The 13,506-nt window shown below is 65.1% G+C and carries 28 protein-coding genes; all 28 read left to right on the top strand.

Translation table 11 applies throughout. The features are described from left to right. On the top strand, nt 1–330 hold a 330-nt coding region (locus EV684_RS03205; protein WP_455710414.1), incomplete at its 5' end, for an EF-Tu C-terminal domain-related protein. Nucleotides 331–497: 167 nt separating this feature from the next. After that, on the top strand, nt 498–812 hold the full coding sequence (gene rpsJ / locus EV684_RS03200; RefSeq protein WP_009855657.1) for a 30S ribosomal protein S10: 315 nt from the start codon (nt 498–500) through the stop codon (nt 810–812). A 204-nt stretch (nt 813–1,016) separates the two neighbouring features. Beyond that, nucleotides 1,017–1,688 carry a 50S ribosomal protein L3 gene (rplC, locus tag EV684_RS03195; protein WP_132644739.1) on the top strand — a complete coding sequence of 224 codons (672 nt, stop codon included), beginning with the start codon at nt 1,017–1,019 and terminating at the stop codon, nt 1,686–1,688. Further along, complete coding sequence (rplD, locus tag EV684_RS03190; RefSeq protein ID WP_132644738.1) at nt 1,688–2,308, top strand: 50S ribosomal protein L4; 621 nt, start codon at nt 1,688–1,690, stop codon at nt 2,306–2,308. The genes rplC and rplD overlap by 1 nt, the downstream gene beginning before the upstream one ends. Then, nucleotides 2,305–2,622 (top strand): 50S ribosomal protein L23, encoded by a 318-nt coding sequence (rplW, locus tag EV684_RS03185; RefSeq protein WP_132644737.1) that lies wholly within the window; start codon nt 2,305–2,307, stop codon nt 2,620–2,622. The genes rplD and rplW overlap by 4 nt, the downstream gene beginning before the upstream one ends. Next, complete coding sequence (gene rplB / locus EV684_RS03180) at nt 2,623–3,447, top strand: 50S ribosomal protein L2 (RefSeq protein ID WP_132644736.1); 825 nt, start codon at nt 2,623–2,625, stop codon at nt 3,445–3,447. 11 nt (nt 3,448–3,458) lie between these two features. After that, on the top strand, nt 3,459–3,734 hold the full coding sequence (rpsS, locus tag EV684_RS03175; RefSeq protein ID WP_009855662.1) for a 30S ribosomal protein S19: 276 nt from the start codon (nt 3,459–3,461) through the stop codon (nt 3,732–3,734). Nucleotides 3,735–3,747: 13 nt separating this feature from the next. Next, entirely contained in the window at nt 3,748–4,077 is a 330-nt protein-coding gene (gene rplV, locus EV684_RS03170) for a 50S ribosomal protein L22 (RefSeq protein ID WP_009855663.1), read from the top strand. A gap of 15 nt (nt 4,078–4,092) precedes the next feature. Beyond that, nucleotides 4,093–4,962: a 30S ribosomal protein S3 gene (gene rpsC / locus EV684_RS03165; RefSeq protein WP_132644735.1), complete on the top strand. Its 870-nt coding sequence runs from the start codon at nt 4,093–4,095 to the stop codon at nt 4,960–4,962. Between the two features lie 2 nt (nt 4,963–4,964). Then, complete coding sequence (gene rplP / locus EV684_RS03160) at nt 4,965–5,381, top strand: 50S ribosomal protein L16 (protein ID WP_132644734.1); 417 nt, start codon at nt 4,965–4,967, stop codon at nt 5,379–5,381. A 17-nt stretch (nt 5,382–5,398) separates the two neighbouring features. Then, nucleotides 5,399–5,596, top strand: coding sequence for a 50S ribosomal protein L29 (rpmC, locus tag EV684_RS03155; RefSeq protein WP_132644733.1), 198 nt, complete (start codon nt 5,399–5,401; stop codon nt 5,594–5,596). After that, on the top strand, nt 5,593–5,874 hold the full coding sequence (gene rpsQ, locus EV684_RS03150; protein WP_132644732.1) for a 30S ribosomal protein S17: 282 nt from the start codon (nt 5,593–5,595) through the stop codon (nt 5,872–5,874). The genes rpmC and rpsQ overlap by 4 nt, the downstream gene beginning before the upstream one ends. Before the next feature lie 90 nt (nt 5,875–5,964). Then, the gene (locus EV684_RS03145; protein WP_132644731.1) at nt 5,965–6,474 is read left to right on the top strand and encodes a peroxiredoxin; all 510 of its coding nucleotides are present in this window, start codon (nt 5,965–5,967) and stop codon (nt 6,472–6,474) included. 216 nt (nt 6,475–6,690) lie between these two features. Continuing rightward, nucleotides 6,691–7,059 carry a 50S ribosomal protein L14 gene (rplN, locus tag EV684_RS03140; protein WP_009855669.1) on the top strand — a complete coding sequence of 123 codons (369 nt, stop codon included), beginning with the start codon at nt 6,691–6,693 and terminating at the stop codon, nt 7,057–7,059. A 32-nt stretch (nt 7,060–7,091) separates the two neighbouring features. After that, entirely contained in the window at nt 7,092–7,406 is a 315-nt protein-coding gene (gene rplX / locus EV684_RS03135; protein ID WP_132644730.1) for a 50S ribosomal protein L24, read from the top strand. A 5-nt stretch (nt 7,407–7,411) separates the two neighbouring features. Continuing rightward, entirely contained in the window at nt 7,412–7,975 is a 564-nt protein-coding gene (gene rplE, locus EV684_RS03130; protein ID WP_132644729.1) for a 50S ribosomal protein L5, read from the top strand. A 9-nt stretch (nt 7,976–7,984) separates the two neighbouring features. After that, nucleotides 7,985–8,290 carry a 30S ribosomal protein S14 gene (gene rpsN, locus EV684_RS03125; protein WP_132644728.1) on the top strand — a complete coding sequence of 102 codons (306 nt, stop codon included), beginning with the start codon at nt 7,985–7,987 and terminating at the stop codon, nt 8,288–8,290. 27 nt (nt 8,291–8,317) lie between these two features. After that, nucleotides 8,318–8,713 (top strand): 30S ribosomal protein S8, encoded by a 396-nt coding sequence (gene rpsH / locus EV684_RS03120; protein WP_132644727.1) that lies wholly within the window; start codon nt 8,318–8,320, stop codon nt 8,711–8,713. A gap of 16 nt (nt 8,714–8,729) precedes the next feature. After that, nucleotides 8,730–9,263: a 50S ribosomal protein L6 gene (rplF, locus tag EV684_RS03115; protein WP_132644726.1), complete on the top strand. Its 534-nt coding sequence runs from the start codon at nt 8,730–8,732 to the stop codon at nt 9,261–9,263. 10 nt (nt 9,264–9,273) lie between these two features. Beyond that, nucleotides 9,274–9,636 carry a 50S ribosomal protein L18 gene (rplR, locus tag EV684_RS03110; protein WP_132644725.1) on the top strand — a complete coding sequence of 121 codons (363 nt, stop codon included), beginning with the start codon at nt 9,274–9,276 and terminating at the stop codon, nt 9,634–9,636. Nucleotides 9,637–9,658: 22 nt separating this feature from the next. Then, nucleotides 9,659–10,177 carry a 30S ribosomal protein S5 gene (gene rpsE, locus EV684_RS03105; RefSeq protein ID WP_132644724.1) on the top strand — a complete coding sequence of 173 codons (519 nt, stop codon included), beginning with the start codon at nt 9,659–9,661 and terminating at the stop codon, nt 10,175–10,177. Nucleotides 10,178–10,197: 20 nt separating this feature from the next. After that, on the top strand, nt 10,198–10,380 hold the full coding sequence (rpmD, locus tag EV684_RS03100) for a 50S ribosomal protein L30 (RefSeq protein WP_132644723.1): 183 nt from the start codon (nt 10,198–10,200) through the stop codon (nt 10,378–10,380). Next, a complete protein-coding gene (rplO, locus tag EV684_RS03095) occupies nt 10,380–10,811 on the top strand; it encodes a 50S ribosomal protein L15 (protein WP_132644722.1) in 432 nt (143 codons plus the stop codon). The genes rpmD and rplO overlap by 1 nt, the downstream gene beginning before the upstream one ends. Before the next feature lie 16 nt (nt 10,812–10,827). Continuing rightward, nucleotides 10,828–12,138: a preprotein translocase subunit SecY gene (gene secY, locus EV684_RS03090; RefSeq protein WP_132644721.1), complete on the top strand. Its 1,311-nt coding sequence runs from the start codon at nt 10,828–10,830 to the stop codon at nt 12,136–12,138. Nucleotides 12,139–12,144: 6 nt separating this feature from the next. Next, complete coding sequence (infA, locus tag EV684_RS03085) at nt 12,145–12,363, top strand: translation initiation factor IF-1 (protein WP_009855680.1); 219 nt, start codon at nt 12,145–12,147, stop codon at nt 12,361–12,363. Nucleotides 12,364–12,379: 16 nt separating this feature from the next. Further along, entirely contained in the window at nt 12,380–12,493 is a 114-nt protein-coding gene (gene rpmJ / locus EV684_RS03080) for a 50S ribosomal protein L36 (protein ID WP_009548427.1), read from the top strand. 16 nt (nt 12,494–12,509) lie between these two features. Beyond that, nucleotides 12,510–12,875 carry a 30S ribosomal protein S13 gene (gene rpsM, locus EV684_RS03075; protein ID WP_132644720.1) on the top strand — a complete coding sequence of 122 codons (366 nt, stop codon included), beginning with the start codon at nt 12,510–12,512 and terminating at the stop codon, nt 12,873–12,875. A 28-nt stretch (nt 12,876–12,903) separates the two neighbouring features. Then, the gene (gene rpsK, locus EV684_RS03070) at nt 12,904–13,308 is read left to right on the top strand and encodes a 30S ribosomal protein S11 (protein ID WP_043810869.1); all 405 of its coding nucleotides are present in this window, start codon (nt 12,904–12,906) and stop codon (nt 13,306–13,308) included. Nucleotides 13,309–13,506 lie beyond the last annotated feature (198 nt).

The following is a 13,506-nucleotide window of genomic DNA, read 5'->3' as shown; positions in this document are numbered from 1 at the left end:
GAAGTCGAGCGTGGTCAGGTGCTGTGCAAGCCGGGTTCGGTCAAGCCGCACACGCACTTCACGGCCGAGATCTACGTCCTGAGCAAGGAAGAAGGCGGCCGTCACACGCCGTTCTTCAACAACTACCGTCCGCAGTTCTACTTCCGCACGACGGACGTGACGGGCGCGGTGGAGCTGCCGAAGGACAAGGAAATGGTGATGCCGGGCGACAACGTGTCGATCACGGTGAAGCTGATCGCCCCGATCGCGATGGAAGAAGGCCTGCGCTTCGCCATCCGTGAAGGTGGTCGCACCGTCGGCGCCGGCGTCGTCGCGAAGATCATCGAATAAACGTGGACCCCCGGCCTGCTGCGCGCGCTACGGCGCGCGCGTAGGCCGCCCCCCGAGGGGGCTACGGGACGTTCCCGGGGAACCCGTGAACGTCCCGCTCTCCGGCCACCATTTGCGCGCCCGTCGCCCTAGCGGCGACGGGGGGGCGCTCTGCAAAGAGGAACACCATGTCCACGAAGCAAAAGATCCGCATCCGCCTGAAGGCCTTCGATTACAAGCTGATCGACCAGTCGGCCCTCGAGATCGTCGACACCGCCAAGCGCACCGGCGCCATCGTCAAGGGCCCGGTGCCCCTGCCGACGCGTCTGCAGCGTTTCGACATCCTGCGTTCGCCGCACGTCAACAAGACCAGCCGCGACCAGTTCGAGATCCGCACCCACCAGCGCCTGATGGACATCGTCGACCCGACCGACAAGACGGTCGACGCGCTGATGAAGCTCGACCTGCCCGCCGGCGTCGACGTCGAAATCAAGCTGCAGTAAACCGGATTGGCGCAGCGGCTTCGGCTGCTGCTACAATCAACGGCTTTCCCCGACTTCGGCCTTGATGGCCGAGCTCGGGGATTTCGTCCGCATGGGTTGCGCGGGTCTTTCCCGCCGGTCCGTCAGGACATCACCCCGGCCAATCGATGTCGGGATCGTGAACAAAGGCGTCCTTCCGCCAAGTTGGGCGCTGGAGAAATGACCATGAGCATGAGCGAACAGCTCGGCTTGCTGGGCCGCAAGGTGGGCATGATGCGCATCTTCACGGATGATGGCGACGCCATCCCCGTGACGGTGCTCGACGTGTCCAACAACCGCGTCACGCAAGTCAAGACGGTGGCCACCGACGGCTACAGCGCGCTGCAAGTCGCGTTCGGCGCCCGTAAGGCGAGCCGCGTCAACAAGCCCGCAGCCGGGCACCTGGCCAAGGCCGGTGTCGAGGGGGGCGAAGTCCTGAAGGAATTCCGCGTCACCGCCGAGATCGCCGGGCAGTACCAGCCGGGCGCCGTCGTGCCGGTGAACCTGTTTGCTGCGGGCCAGCGGGTCGACGTGCAGGGCACCTCGATCGGCAAGGGCTACGCCGGCACCATCAAGCGCCACAACTTCGGCTCGCAGCGCGCGTCGCACGGCAACAGCCGTTCGCACAACGTGCCGGGCTCGATCTCGATGGCCCAGGATCCGGGTCGCGTGTTCCCGGGCAAGAAGATGACCGGTCACATGGGCGACGAGACCGTCACCACCCAGAACCTGGACATCGTCCGCGTCGACGAAGCGCGTTCGCTGCTGCTCGTTCGCGGTGCCGTGCCGGGTGCCAAGAACGGCCACGTCGTCGTGCGTCCCGCCGTCAAGGTCAAGCTGAAGAAGGGGGCCCAGTGATGCAACTCGAGCTCCTGAACGAACAAGGCCAGGCCACGGCCAAGGTCGACGCGCCGGACACGCTGTTCGCGCGTGACTACAACGAAGCGCTCGTGCACCAGGTCGTCGTCGCCTACCAGGCCAACGCGCGCCAGGGCACCCGTGCCCAGCTCGACCGCGGCGAGGTCAAGCACTCGACGAAGAAGCCGTTCCGCCAGAAGGGCACCGGTCGCGCTCGCGCCGGCATGACCTCCTCGCCGCTGTGGCGTGGGGGTGGTCGCATCTTCCCGAACCGCCCGGACGAGAACTTCTCGCACAAGGTCAACAAGAAGATGTACCGCGCCGGCATGGCGTCCATCCTCTCGCAGCTGGCCCGTGACGGCCGTCTGGCGGTGGTGGATTCGCTGACGGTCGATGCGCCCAAGACCAAGCTGCTGGCCCAGAAGCTCAAGGCCATGGGCCTGGAGTCGGTGATGGTGATCGCCGACCAGATCGACGACAACCTCGCGCTGGCCTCGCGCAACCTGGCCAACGTGCTCGTCGTCGAGCCGCGCTACGCCGATCCGCTGTCGCTGGTCTTCTACAAGAAGGTCCTGGTGACCAAGGGCGCGATCGAGCAGCTCAAGGAGATGTTCGCATGAGCGCCCCGCAAAAGTTCGACGAAGGCCGCCTGGCCAAGGTGCTGGTCGCTCCGATCATCTCCGAGAAGGCCACCAGCGTCGCCGAGAAGCACAACCAGGTCCTGTTCAAGGTCCTGCGTGACGCCACCAAGCCCGAGATCAAGGCCGCGGTGGAGCTGATGTTCAAGGTCGAGGTGGCTTCGGTCACGACGACCGTGCAGAAGGGCAAGGTCAAGCGCTTCGGCCGCACCGTCGGCCGCCGCGATCACGTCAAGAAGGCGTACGTGGCGCTGAAGCCGGGCCAGGAGCTCAACTTCTCCGGGGAGGCCGCGTAAATGGCTGTCATCAAGGTCAAGCCGACGTCGCCCGGCCGCCGTGCCGTGACGAAGGTGGTGCACAAGCACCTGCACAAGGGTGCCCCGGAAGCTTCGCTGCTCGAGCCGCAGAAGCAGAACGCGGGCCGCAACAACCGCGGCATCATCACGATGCGGCACAAGGGTGGTGGCCATAAGCACCACTACCGCGTCGTCGATTTCGTGCGCAACAAGGACGGCATCCCGGCGAAGGTCGAACGCATCGAGTACGACCCGAACCGCACCGCCCACATCGCGCTGCTGTGCTACGCCGACGGCGAGCGCCGCTACATCATCGCCCCGCGCGGTGTCGAAGCCGGTGCCACGCTGCTGTCGGGCGCGGAAGCCCCGATCAAGGCCGGCAACACCCTGCCGATCCGCAACATCCCCGTGGGTTCGACGATCCACTGCGTGGAGATGCTGCCGGGCAAGGGCGCGCAGATCGCGCGTTCGGCTGGCGCCAGCGTCACGCTGATGGCTCGCGAAGGCATCTACGCTCAGGTCCGCCTGCGCTCGGGTGAAGTCCGCAAGATCCACATCGACTGCCGCGCCACGATCGGCGAGGTCAGCAACGAAGAGCACAACCTGCGCCAGTACGGCAAGGCCGGTGCGATCCGCTGGAAGGGCATCCGCCCGACCGTCCGCGGCGTTGCCATGAACCCGGTCGACCACCCGCACGGCGGCGGCGAAGGCCGCACCGGCGAAGGCCAGCCTCAGGTGTCCCCGTGGAACACGCTGACCAAGGGCTACCGCACGCGCAGCAACAAGCGCACGCAGACGATGATCGTCTCGCGCCGCAAGAAGTGAGGCCGTAGAACATGGCACGTTCACTCAAGAAGGGTCCCTTCGTGGACCACCACCTGATGGCCAAGGTCGAGAAGGCCTCCGCCAACAAGGACAAGAAGCCGATCAAGACCTGGTCGCGCCGTTCGACGATCCTGCCCGAGTTCATCGGCCTGACCGTCGCCGTGCACAACGGCAAGCAGCACGTTCCCGTGTACGTGACCGACCAGATGGTCGGCCACAAGCTCGGCGAGTTCGCGCTGACCCGTCTGTTCAAGGGTCACCCGGCCGACAAGAAGGCCAAGCGCTAAGGGGACGAAGAGCATGGAAACCAAGGCAATCGTCCGCGGTGTGCGCCTCTCGGCCGACAAGGGTCGGCTGGTGGCGGACATGATCCGCGGCAAGAAGGTCGACCAGGCGATCAACATCCTCACGTTCACGCCGAAGAAGGCCGCCGTCATCATCAAGAAGGCGGTCGAGTCGGCGGTGGCCAACGCGGAGCACAACGACGGCGCGGACATCGACGAGCTGAAGATCAAGTCGATCTACGTCGAGCAAGGCGCCACGCTGAAGCGTTTCTCGGCCCGAGCGAAGGGTCGCGGCAACCGCATCAGCAAGCCGACCTGCCACATCTTCGTGACTGTCGGCAACTGAGGAGCTGGAAAAGACATGGGACAAAAAATCCATCCGACCGGCTTCCGGCTGAGCGTCACGCGGGCCTGGGGCTCGCGCTGGTTCGCCTCGAACCGCAACTTCGCCGGCATGCTGGCCGAAGACCTGCAGGTTCGTGACTACCTGAAGACCAAGCTGAAGAACGCGGCGGTCTCGCGCATCCTGATCGAGCGTCCGGCCAAGAACGCCCGCATCACGATCTTCTCGGCTCGTCCGGGCGTCGTGATCGGCAAGAAGGGCGAGGACATCGAGAACCTGAAGGCCGAGCTGACCAAGCGTCTGGGCGTGCCGGTCGCGGTCAACATCGAGGAAGTGCGCAAGCCCGAAGTCGATGCCCAGCTGATCGCCGACTCGATCACCCAGCAGCTCGAGAAGCGCATCATGTTCCGCCGCGCGATGAAGCGCGCGATGCAGAACGCGATGCGCCTGGGCGCGCAGGGCATCAAGATCATGTCCGCCGGTCGTCTGAACGGCATCGAGATCGCGCGTACCGAGTGGTATCGCGAAGGTCGCGTGCCGCTGCACACCCTCAAGGCCGACATCGACTACGGCTTCTCCGAAGCCAAGACCACCTACGGCGTCATCGGCGTCAAGGTGTGGGTCTACCGCGGCGACCGCCTGGCCAACGGCGAAGCGCCGCAGCTGGCGAAGACCGAAGGTGACGACGAGCGCCGTCCGCGCCGTGGTCCGCGTCCGGGCGGTGACCGTCCGGGTGCCGGCCGTGGCCGTCCGGGTGGCGATCGTGGCCCGCGTGCCGACGCTGCTCCGTCGGCGGCCCCTGCCGGTGACGGCAAGGGTGGTCCGGCCGTCAAGCGCGTGCGTCGCGCCGGCGCTCCGGCTGCCGGCGGCGAGACCAAAGGAGAATAACGATGCTGCAACCTGCACGTCGCAAGTTCCGTAAGGAACACAAGGGCCGCAACACCGGCATCGCCACGCGGGGCAACAACGTCTCGTTCGGCGAATTCGGTCTGAAGGCCACCGAGCGCGGCCGCATCACCGCGCGCCAGATCGAAGCGGCTCGCCGCGCGATCTCGCGCCACATCAAGCGGGGCGGTCGCATCTTCATCCGCATCTTCCCGGACAAGCCGATTTCGCAGAAGCCGGCTGAAGTCCGCATGGGTAACGGCAAGGGCAACCCCGAGTTCTACGTCGCCGAGATCCAGCCGGGCAAGGTGCTGTACGAGATCAACGGTGTTCCCGAAGCGCTGGCGCGCGAGGCGTTCACGCTGGCGGCCGCGAAGCTGCCGCTGCGTTGCACCTTCGTCGCCCGCCAGGTCGGCCTGTAACGCCAAGGGAAGCGAAGATGAAAGCATCCGAACTGCGTTCCAAGGACGTCGCGGCGCTGGAAAAGGAAGTCTCCGATCTGCTGAAGGCCCACTTCGGGCTGCGCATGCAGAAGGCGACCCAGCAGCTGAGCAACAACTCGCAGCTGGGCAAGACCCGCCGCGACATCGCCCGCGCCAAGACCATCCTGGCCGAGAAGAAGAGGGCCGCGAAATGAGCGACACCCAGACCACCGCTCCGGTGAAGAACACGCGCACGCTGATCGGCCGCGTCGTGAGCGACAAGCGCGCCAAGACCGTCACGGTCCTGGTCGAGCGCCGCGCCGCGCACGAGCTCTACGGCAAGATCGTGGCGCGCTCGCGCAAGTACCACGCCCATGACGAAAAGGGCGAGTACAAGATGGGCGACCTGGTCGAGATCGCCGAAGGGCGTCCGATCAGCAAGACCAAGAGCTGGGTCGTGACCCGCCTCGTCGAGAAGGCCAAGCTGGTCTAAGACCCGCCCTGCCGCTCCCGAACGGCCGTCGTCGGATACTCCGGCGCCGGCCGTTTTTCGTTGTGCCGGCGAGGAACACGAGGAGGCTTCATGCTGAAGATCGGGGACCGGCTGCCCGCCGCGCAGCTCTACGAGTATGTCGACGTCGCCACCGAGGGCTGTGCGCTCGGGCCCAGCGGGGTCGACACCGACAGGGCGACCTCCGGCAGGACGATCGTCGTCTTCGGTTTGCCGGGCGCGTTCACGCCGACGTGCTCCGAACGTCACGTGCCGGGCTATGTCGCCCACGCGGCGGACTTCCGGGCCGCCGGCGTCGACGAGGTCTGGTGCGTGTCGGTCAACGACGCCTTCGTGATGGGGGCGTGGGGCCGGCAGCTGGGCACGCAGGGCGCGGTGCGCATGATGGGCGACGGCAACGGTGACTTCGCGCGTGCGACCGGCCTGACGCTGGACCTCGGTTCACGCGGCATGGGTCTGCGTTCGGCGCGTTATGCCATGCTGGTCGTCGACGGCGTGGTGCGCACCCTCGACGTCGAGGCAGCCGGCAAGTTCGAGGTCAGCAGCGCGGAGGCGATGTTGCGGCGCCTGCGTGCCGATTGAATCTGCGCCGACAGAAACGCTTGACATGCTGGCGATGAAGCCGGCATAATCCGTGGCTTCGCCGAAATGGCGGTTTTTGTGTTGTGCGCCCACGCGGCGCGGCCGACGCGAAAGCCGCCGGATCGGATCAGCCCAGATCTACCCAGACACGGGCCCAAGACTGACCAGCAAGACTCGAGCGATCGGGTGGCGCGGGGAGAAGTTGGGGTACGAACAATGATCCAAATGCAATCGCGGCTCGACGTGGCCGACAACACGGGTGCCAAGTCCGTCATGTGCATCAAGGTGCTCGGCGGCTCCAAGCGGCGCTATGCCGGCATCGGCGACGTCATCAAGGTCAGCATCAAGGAAGCCGCTCCCCGTGGTCGCGTGAAGAAGGGCGAGGTCTATTCGGCCGTCGTCGTTCGCACCGCCAAGGGCGTGCGTCGCCAGGACGGCTCGCTGATCAAGTTCGACGGCAATGCCGCCGTGCTGCTCAACGCCAAGCTCGAGCCCATCGGCACCCGCATCTTCGGGCCCGTCACGCGCGAACTGCGCAGCGAGCGCTTCATGAAGATCGTGTCGCTGGCGCCTGAAGTCCTCTGACGCGCGAACGACAGATTCGAGGTTCGACACTCATGAACAAGATTCGTAAAGGCGACCAGGTCATCGTGCTGACCGGCCGTGACAAGGGCAAGCGCGGCACCGTGACCCAGCGCGTCGACGACGATCACCTGCTCGTCGACGGCGTGAACATGGTCAAGAAGCATGTGAAGCCGAACCCGATGAAGGGCACGACCGGCGGCGTCATCGACAAGGCGATGCCGATCCACCAGTCCAACGTCGCCATCTACAACGCCGCCACCGGCAAGGCCGATCGCGTCGGCATCAAGATCGACGGCGACAAGAAGACCCGCGTCTTCAAGTCCAGCGGCGAAGAGATCAAGGCGTAAGCACCATGGCAAAGACTCAAGCTTCCGCGACGTCGCGTCTGCAAGCCCTGTATCGCGAGCAGATCGTCCCCGAGCTGATGAAGAAGTTCGGCTACACCTCGGTGATGCAGGTTCCGCGCCTCGAGAAGATCACGCTGAACATGGGCGTGAGCGAGGCCGTTGCCGACAAGAAGGTGATGGACCACGCCGTCGGCGACCTGACCAAGATCTCCGGCCAGAAGCCGGTCGTCACCAAGAGCCGCAAGGCCATCGCGGGCTTCAAGATCCGCGAAAACGTGCCCATCGGCTGCATGGTCACGCTGCGCGGTGTGCGCATGTACGAATTCCTGGACCGTTTCGTCACCGTGGCGCTGCCGCGCGTGCGCGACTTCCGCGGCATTTCCGGCCGCGCGTTCGATGGCCGCGGCAACTACAACATCGGCGTCAAGGAACAGATCATCTTCCCCGAGATCGAGTACGACAAGATCGACGCGATCCGCGGGCTGAACATCAGCATCACGACCAGCGCGAAGAGCGACGACGAGTGCAAGGCACTGCTCGCCGCGTTCAAGTTCCCGTTCAAGAACTGAAGGCAAGCCATGGCCAAACTGTCCCTCAAGCAGCGCGAAGAAAAGCGCGAGAAGCTGGTCGCCAAGTACGCCAAGAAGTACGCCGAGCTGAAGGCCATCATCGACGACGCGCAGCGTTCGGACGAGGAGCGCTACCTCGCCCGTCTCGAGCTGCAGAAGCTGCCGCGAAACGCGAACCCGACCCGCCTGCGCAACCGCTGCGCCCTGACGGGTCGTCCGCGCGGCACGTTCCGCATGTTCGGCCTGGGCCGCAACAAGATCCGCGAGCTCGCCTTCAAGGGCGACATCCCCGGCATGGTCAAGGCCAGCTGGTGATTCGGCAAGCCGCGAAGGAGATTTTTTATGAGCATGAGTGATCCCATCGCCGACATGCTGACCCGCATTCGCAACGCCCAGAGCGTTGAGAAGGCCGCGGTCACGATGCCGTCGTCGAAGCTCAAGGTCGCGATCGCGCAAGTCCTGAAGGACGAAGGCTACATCGACGGTTTCGTCGTGAAGGCCGAGGGCGGCAAGAGCGAACTCGAGATCTCGCTGAAGTACTACGCCGGCCGTCCGGTGATCGAGCGCATCGAACGCGTCAGCCGCCCGGGTCTGCGCATCTACAAGGGCCGCGACGAGATTCCGCAGGTCATGAACGGCCTGGGCGTGGCGATCGTCACGACCCCCAAGGGCGTGATGACCGACCGCAAGGCTCGCCAGACCGGTGTCGGTGGCGAAGTCCTGTGCTACGTGGCCTAACCCAAGGACGAACGACATGTCCCGCGTAGGAAAGATGCCGGTCGCCGTCCCGCAAGGCGTGGACGTCGCGATCTCGGCCGACAAGATCACCGTCAAGGGCGCCAACGGCACGCTGGTGCGTGACCTGAACCCGCTCGTGACGATCAAGTACGAAGCCGGCAAGCTGAGCTTCGTGCCCGTCGACGACACGGCTGCGGCCGACGCGATGAGCGGCACGATGCGTGCGCTGGTGGCCAACATGGTCAACGGCGTCGCCAAGAGCTTCGAGAAGAAGCTGACGCTGGTTGGCGTGGGCTTCCGTGCCCAGGCCCAGGGCCAGAAGCTCAACCTGCAGATCGGTTTCTCGCACCCGGTGGTGAAGGAGATGCCCGAGGGCGTCAAGGTCGCCACCCCGACCCAGACCGAAATCGTCATCTCGGGCGCCGACCGCCAACGTGTCGGTCAGATCGCCTCCGAGGTCCGCGCCTTCCGTCCGCCCGAGCCGTACAAGGGCAAGGGCATCCGCTATGCGGACGAGCGCGTGATCCTCAAGGAAACGAAGAAGAAGTAAGGAGCGCACCATGATGACGAAGAAGGAACAGCGCCTGCGTCGTTCGCGTCAGACCCGGCTGCGCATCGCCCAGCAGGGCGTCGCGCGCCTGAGCGTCTTCCGCTCCAACCTGCACATCTACGCCAGCGTCTTCTCCGAAGACGGCAGCAAGATCCTCGTCTCCGCCTCGACCGCCGAGAAGGAAGTCCGCGAGCAGCTGGGTGCGGGCAAGGGTGGCGACACCGAAGCGGCCGCCCTGATCGGCAAGCGCATCGCCGAGAAGGCCAAGGCCGCCGGCGTCGAGAAGGTCGCGTTCGACCGCGCGGGCTTCGCCTACCACGGCCGCGTCAAGGCGCTGGCCGAAGCGGCTCGCGAAGCCGGCCTGCAGTTCTGACGGGCGCAAAGGAAGACTCGAAATGGCAAAGTTCACTCCCCGCCAGCAGACCGAAGGCAACGACGACGGCCTGAAGGAAAAGATGATCGCGGTCAACCGCGTCACCAAGGTCGTCAAGGGTGGCCGCACGCTGAGTTTCGCGGCGCTGACTGTCGTCGGCGACGGCGACGGCCGCATCGGCATGGGCAAGGGCAAGGCCAAGGAAGTGCCGGTCGCGGTGCAGAAGGCCATGGAATCGGCCCGCCGCAACATGGTCAAGGTCGCGCTGAAGAACGGCACGATCCACCACAAGGTCGAAGGCGAGCACGGTGCGGCCAAGGTCCTGATGGCCCCGGCCAAGCAGGGTGACGGCATCATCGCCGGCGGCCCGATGCGCGCCGTCTTCGAAGTGATGGGCGTGACGGACATCGTCGCCAAGAGCCACGGCTCGACCAACCCGTACAACATGGTGCGCGCGACGCTGAACGCGCTGAAGCGCTCCACCACGCCGGCCGAAGTGGCCGCCAAGCGTGGCAAGTCGGTCGAAGACCTCTTCAACTGACCCCGCGCCGGAGAAGCCTCATGTCCGACAAGAAGACCCTCACGGTCAAGCTCGTCCGCAGCGTCGCCGGTACGCGCGAGTCGCATCGCGCCACCGTGCGTGGCCTGGGCCTGCGCAAGCTGAACAGCCAAAGCGTCCTGGAAGACACGCCTGCCGTGCGCGGGATGATCAACAAGGTCTCGTACCTGGTGAAGGTGCTGTAATGCAGATCAACAACCTCAAGCCCGCCGAGGGCAGCAAGAAGGCGCGCCGTCGTGTCGGCCGCGGCATCGGCTCGGGTCTGGGCAAGACCGCCGGTCGTGGTCACAAGGGCCAGAAGTCGCGTGCCGGCGGCTTCCACAAGGTCGGTTTCGAAGGCGGCCAGATGCCGCTGCAACGCCGTCTTCCCAAGCGCGGCTTCAAGTCGCAGCAGCTGAAGTACAACGGCGAGATCACCCTGGCCGAACTCGAGGCGCTGGGCGTCGACGAGGTCGATCTGCTCGTGCTCAAGGCCGCCGGCCTGGTGCGCCAGATCGTCAAGCATGTCAAGGTCGTCAAGAGCGGCGAGATCACCCGCAAGGTGACGCTCAAGGGCATCGGCGCGACCGCCGGCGCCAAGGTGGCGATCGAAGCCGTCGGCGGCGTCTTCGCCTAAGAGGGACGCGTAGCCCGTGGCAACCTCCGCGAACCAGCTGGCCAAGAGCGGGAAGTTCGGCGACTTGCGTCGCCGGATCATCTTCCTGCTGCTGGCCTTGGTGGTCTACCGCATCGGTGCGCACATCCCCGTGCCCGGCATCGACCCGAACCAGCTGCAGCAGCTGTTCCAGGGTCAGGGCGGCGGCATCCTGAACCTGTTCAACATGTTCAGCGGTGGCGCCCTGTCGCGCTTCACCGTCTTCGCGCTGGGCATCATGCCCTACATCTCGGCGTCGATCATCATGCAGTTGATGACCTACGTCGTGCCCTCTCTCGAGGCGCTGAAGAAGGAAGGCGAGGCGGGTCGCCGCAAGATCACGCAGTACACGCGCTACGGCACGCTGTTCCTGGCGATCTTCCAGAGCCTGGGCATCGCCCTGGCCCTCGAAGGCTCGCAGGGTCTGGTGCTGTCGCCCGGCTTTGGCTTCCGCATGACGGCGGTCGTGAGCCTGGTGGCCGGCACGATGTTCCTGATGTGGCTGGGCGAGCAGATCACCGAACGCGGCCTGGGCAACGGCATCTCGATCCTGATCTTCGCCGGCATCGTCGCGGGACTGCCGAGCGCCATCGGCGGGCTCTTCGAGCTGGTGCGTACCGGCGCGATGAGCATCATCGCCAGCCTGTTCATCTGTGCGGTCGTCGTCGCCGTCACCTTCGTGGTGGTGTTCGTCGAGCGCGGGCAGCGCAAGATCCTGGTGAACTACGCCAAGCGCCAGGTCGGAAACAAGGTGTATGGCGGTCAGTCGTCGCACCTGCCGCTGAAGCTGAACATGTCGGGCGTGATCCCGCCGATCTTCGCCTCGTCGATCATCCTGCTGCCTGCCACGATCGTCGGCTGGTTCGCCACCGGCGAGGGGATGCGTTGGCTGAAGGACATCTCGAGCGCTCTGTCGCCGGGGCAGCCGATCTACGTGATGCTCTATGCGGGCATGATCGTGTTCTTCTGCTTCTTCTACACGGCGCTCGTGTTCAACAGCCGCGAGACGGCCGACAACCTGAAGAAGAGTGGCGCGTTCATCCCGGGCATCCGCCCAGGCGACCAAACCGCGAAGTACATCGACCGAATCCTGTCGCGCCTGACATTGGCCGGCGCGGTGTACATCACGGCGGTCTGCCTGCTGCCCGAGTTCCTGGTCCTGAAGTACAACGTTCCGTTCTACTTTGGTGGCACGTCTCTGCTGATCATCGTGGTCGTGACGATGGATTTCTGGGCCCAGGTCCAGAGCTACGTGATGAGCCAGCAGTACGAAAGCCTGCTCAAGAAGGCGAACTTCAAGGCGGGCTGATGCGAAATGGCCAAGGACGACGTCATTCAGATGCAGGGGGAGATTCTTGAGAACCTCCCCAACGCCACCTTCCGAGTGAAGCTGGAGAACGGGCACGTGGTGCTCGGCCACATCTCCGGGAAGATGCGGATGCACTACATCCGAATCCTGCCGGGTGACAAGGTGACGGTCGAACTCACCCCCTACGATTTGAGTCGCGCGCGGATCGTGTTCCGCGCCAAGTGAGGTCAAGGAGAAGACCATGAAAGTCGCAGCTTCGGTCAAGAAGATGTGCCGCAACTGCAAGATCATCCGACGCAAGGGCGTCGTGCGCGTGATCTGCACCGACCCGCGCCACAAGCAGCGTCAAGGCTGATAGTCAGAGGAAGAACATGGCACGTATCGCCGGTATCAATATCCCGCCGCACAAGCATGCGGAAATCGGCCTGACCTCGATCTACGGCATCGGCCGTACGACGGCGCAGAAGATCTGCGACGCGGCGGGCATTCCCTACTCGAAGAAGGTCAAGGACCTCAACGATTCCGAGCTGGAGAAGATCCGCGAGGAGATCGGCCGTCTGACCATCGAAGGCGACCTGCGCCGCGAGCTGTCGATCAACATCAAGCGTCTGATGGACCTCGGTTGCTACCGCGGCTTCCGTCATCGCCGCGGCCTGCCGGTGCGCGGCCAGCGCACCCGCACCAACGCCCGTACCCGCAAGGGTCCGCGCAAGGGTGCTGCCGCGCTGAAGAAGTAAGCCGCCGCCACGCACGAGGAAGATCTACATGGCCAAGTCACCCGTCAACAACGCCGCGCGTCGCGTCAGCAAGAAGATCCGCAAGAACATTGCGGATGGCATTGCGCACGTCCACGCGTCGTTCAACAACACCATCATCACGATCACGGACCGCCAAGGCGGTGCGCTGGCGTGGGCCTCCAGCGGCGGCCAGGGTTTCAAGGGTTCGCGCAAGAGCACGCCGTTCGCTGCTCAGGTCGCGGCCGAGAACGCCGGCCGTGCTGCGCAGGAACAGGGCATCAAGAACCTGGACGTGCGCATCAAGGGCCCGGGCCCGGGCCGCGAGTCCAGCGTCCGTGCTCTGGCGTCGCTGGGCATCCGCATCACGTCGATCAGCGACGTGACGCCGGTTCCGCACAACGGCTGCCGTCCCCAGAAGCGTCGTCGCATCTGAGGGGTGTCCGGCAGGTTCATCCTGCCGGTGCTAGAATCCGCGGTTTATCGCACGCCGGCGGCACGTACTGTGCTCGCCGGCTCTTTTCCTCAAGGCTCGAGCCTTGAACCCCAAGCCCACCGTCCGCGCCACGAGCACGAAGCAATTCGTCTGCGCAGGACTCGCGCGGGTCTCCGCCTGACGGCGGGGTCTGCCGCG

The sequence above is a fragment of the Rubrivivax gelatinosus genome, assembly GCF_004340905.1.
Taxonomy (GTDB): domain Bacteria; phylum Pseudomonadota; class Gammaproteobacteria; order Burkholderiales; family Burkholderiaceae_C; genus Rubrivivax; species Rubrivivax gelatinosus.
This window is presented reverse-complemented; position numbering and strand designations above follow the sequence as displayed.

Bases quoted from the DNA above. Each gene is read 5' to 3' on its own strand.
- rpsJ (WP_009855657.1), top strand. From the start codon at position 498: ATGTCCACGAAGCAAAAGATCCGCATCCGCCTGAAGGCCTTCGATTAC.
- rplC (WP_132644739.1), top strand. From the start codon at position 1,017: ATGAGCATGAGCGAACAGCTCGGCTTGCTGGGCCGCAAGGTGGGCATG.
- rplD (WP_132644738.1), top strand. From the start codon at position 1,688: ATGCAACTCGAGCTCCTGAACGAACAAGGCCAGGCCACGGCCAAGGTC.
- rplW (WP_132644737.1), top strand. From the start codon at position 2,305: ATGAGCGCCCCGCAAAAGTTCGACGAAGGCCGCCTGGCCAAGGTGCTG.
- rplB (WP_132644736.1), top strand. From the start codon at position 2,623: ATGGCTGTCATCAAGGTCAAGCCGACGTCGCCCGGCCGCCGTGCCGTG.
- rpsS (WP_009855662.1), top strand. From the start codon at position 3,459: ATGGCACGTTCACTCAAGAAGGGTCCCTTCGTGGACCACCACCTGATG.
- rplV (WP_009855663.1), top strand. From the start codon at position 3,748: ATGGAAACCAAGGCAATCGTCCGCGGTGTGCGCCTCTCGGCCGACAAG.
- rpsC (WP_132644735.1), top strand. From the start codon at position 4,093: ATGGGACAAAAAATCCATCCGACCGGCTTCCGGCTGAGCGTCACGCGG.
- rplP (WP_132644734.1), top strand. From the start codon at position 4,965: ATGCTGCAACCTGCACGTCGCAAGTTCCGTAAGGAACACAAGGGCCGC.
- rpmC (WP_132644733.1), top strand. From the start codon at position 5,399: ATGAAAGCATCCGAACTGCGTTCCAAGGACGTCGCGGCGCTGGAAAAG.
- rpsQ (WP_132644732.1), top strand. From the start codon at position 5,593: ATGAGCGACACCCAGACCACCGCTCCGGTGAAGAACACGCGCACGCTG.
- EV684_RS03145 (WP_132644731.1), top strand. From the start codon at position 5,965: ATGCTGAAGATCGGGGACCGGCTGCCCGCCGCGCAGCTCTACGAGTAT.
- rplN (WP_009855669.1), top strand. From the start codon at position 6,691: ATGATCCAAATGCAATCGCGGCTCGACGTGGCCGACAACACGGGTGCC.
- rplX (WP_132644730.1), top strand. From the start codon at position 7,092: ATGAACAAGATTCGTAAAGGCGACCAGGTCATCGTGCTGACCGGCCGT.
- rplE (WP_132644729.1), top strand. From the start codon at position 7,412: ATGGCAAAGACTCAAGCTTCCGCGACGTCGCGTCTGCAAGCCCTGTAT.
- rpsN (WP_132644728.1), top strand. From the start codon at position 7,985: ATGGCCAAACTGTCCCTCAAGCAGCGCGAAGAAAAGCGCGAGAAGCTG.
- rpsH (WP_132644727.1), top strand. From the start codon at position 8,318: ATGAGCATGAGTGATCCCATCGCCGACATGCTGACCCGCATTCGCAAC.
- rplF (WP_132644726.1), top strand. From the start codon at position 8,730: ATGTCCCGCGTAGGAAAGATGCCGGTCGCCGTCCCGCAAGGCGTGGAC.
- rplR (WP_132644725.1), top strand. From the start codon at position 9,274: ATGATGACGAAGAAGGAACAGCGCCTGCGTCGTTCGCGTCAGACCCGG.
- rpsE (WP_132644724.1), top strand. From the start codon at position 9,659: ATGGCAAAGTTCACTCCCCGCCAGCAGACCGAAGGCAACGACGACGGC.
- rpmD (WP_132644723.1), top strand. From the start codon at position 10,198: ATGTCCGACAAGAAGACCCTCACGGTCAAGCTCGTCCGCAGCGTCGCC.
- rplO (WP_132644722.1), top strand. From the start codon at position 10,380: ATGCAGATCAACAACCTCAAGCCCGCCGAGGGCAGCAAGAAGGCGCGC.
- infA (WP_009855680.1), top strand. From the start codon at position 12,145: ATGGCCAAGGACGACGTCATTCAGATGCAGGGGGAGATTCTTGAGAAC.
- rpmJ (WP_009548427.1), top strand. From the start codon at position 12,380: ATGAAAGTCGCAGCTTCGGTCAAGAAGATGTGCCGCAACTGCAAGATC.
- rpsM (WP_132644720.1), top strand. From the start codon at position 12,510: ATGGCACGTATCGCCGGTATCAATATCCCGCCGCACAAGCATGCGGAA.
- rpsK (WP_043810869.1), top strand. From the start codon at position 12,904: ATGGCCAAGTCACCCGTCAACAACGCCGCGCGTCGCGTCAGCAAGAAG.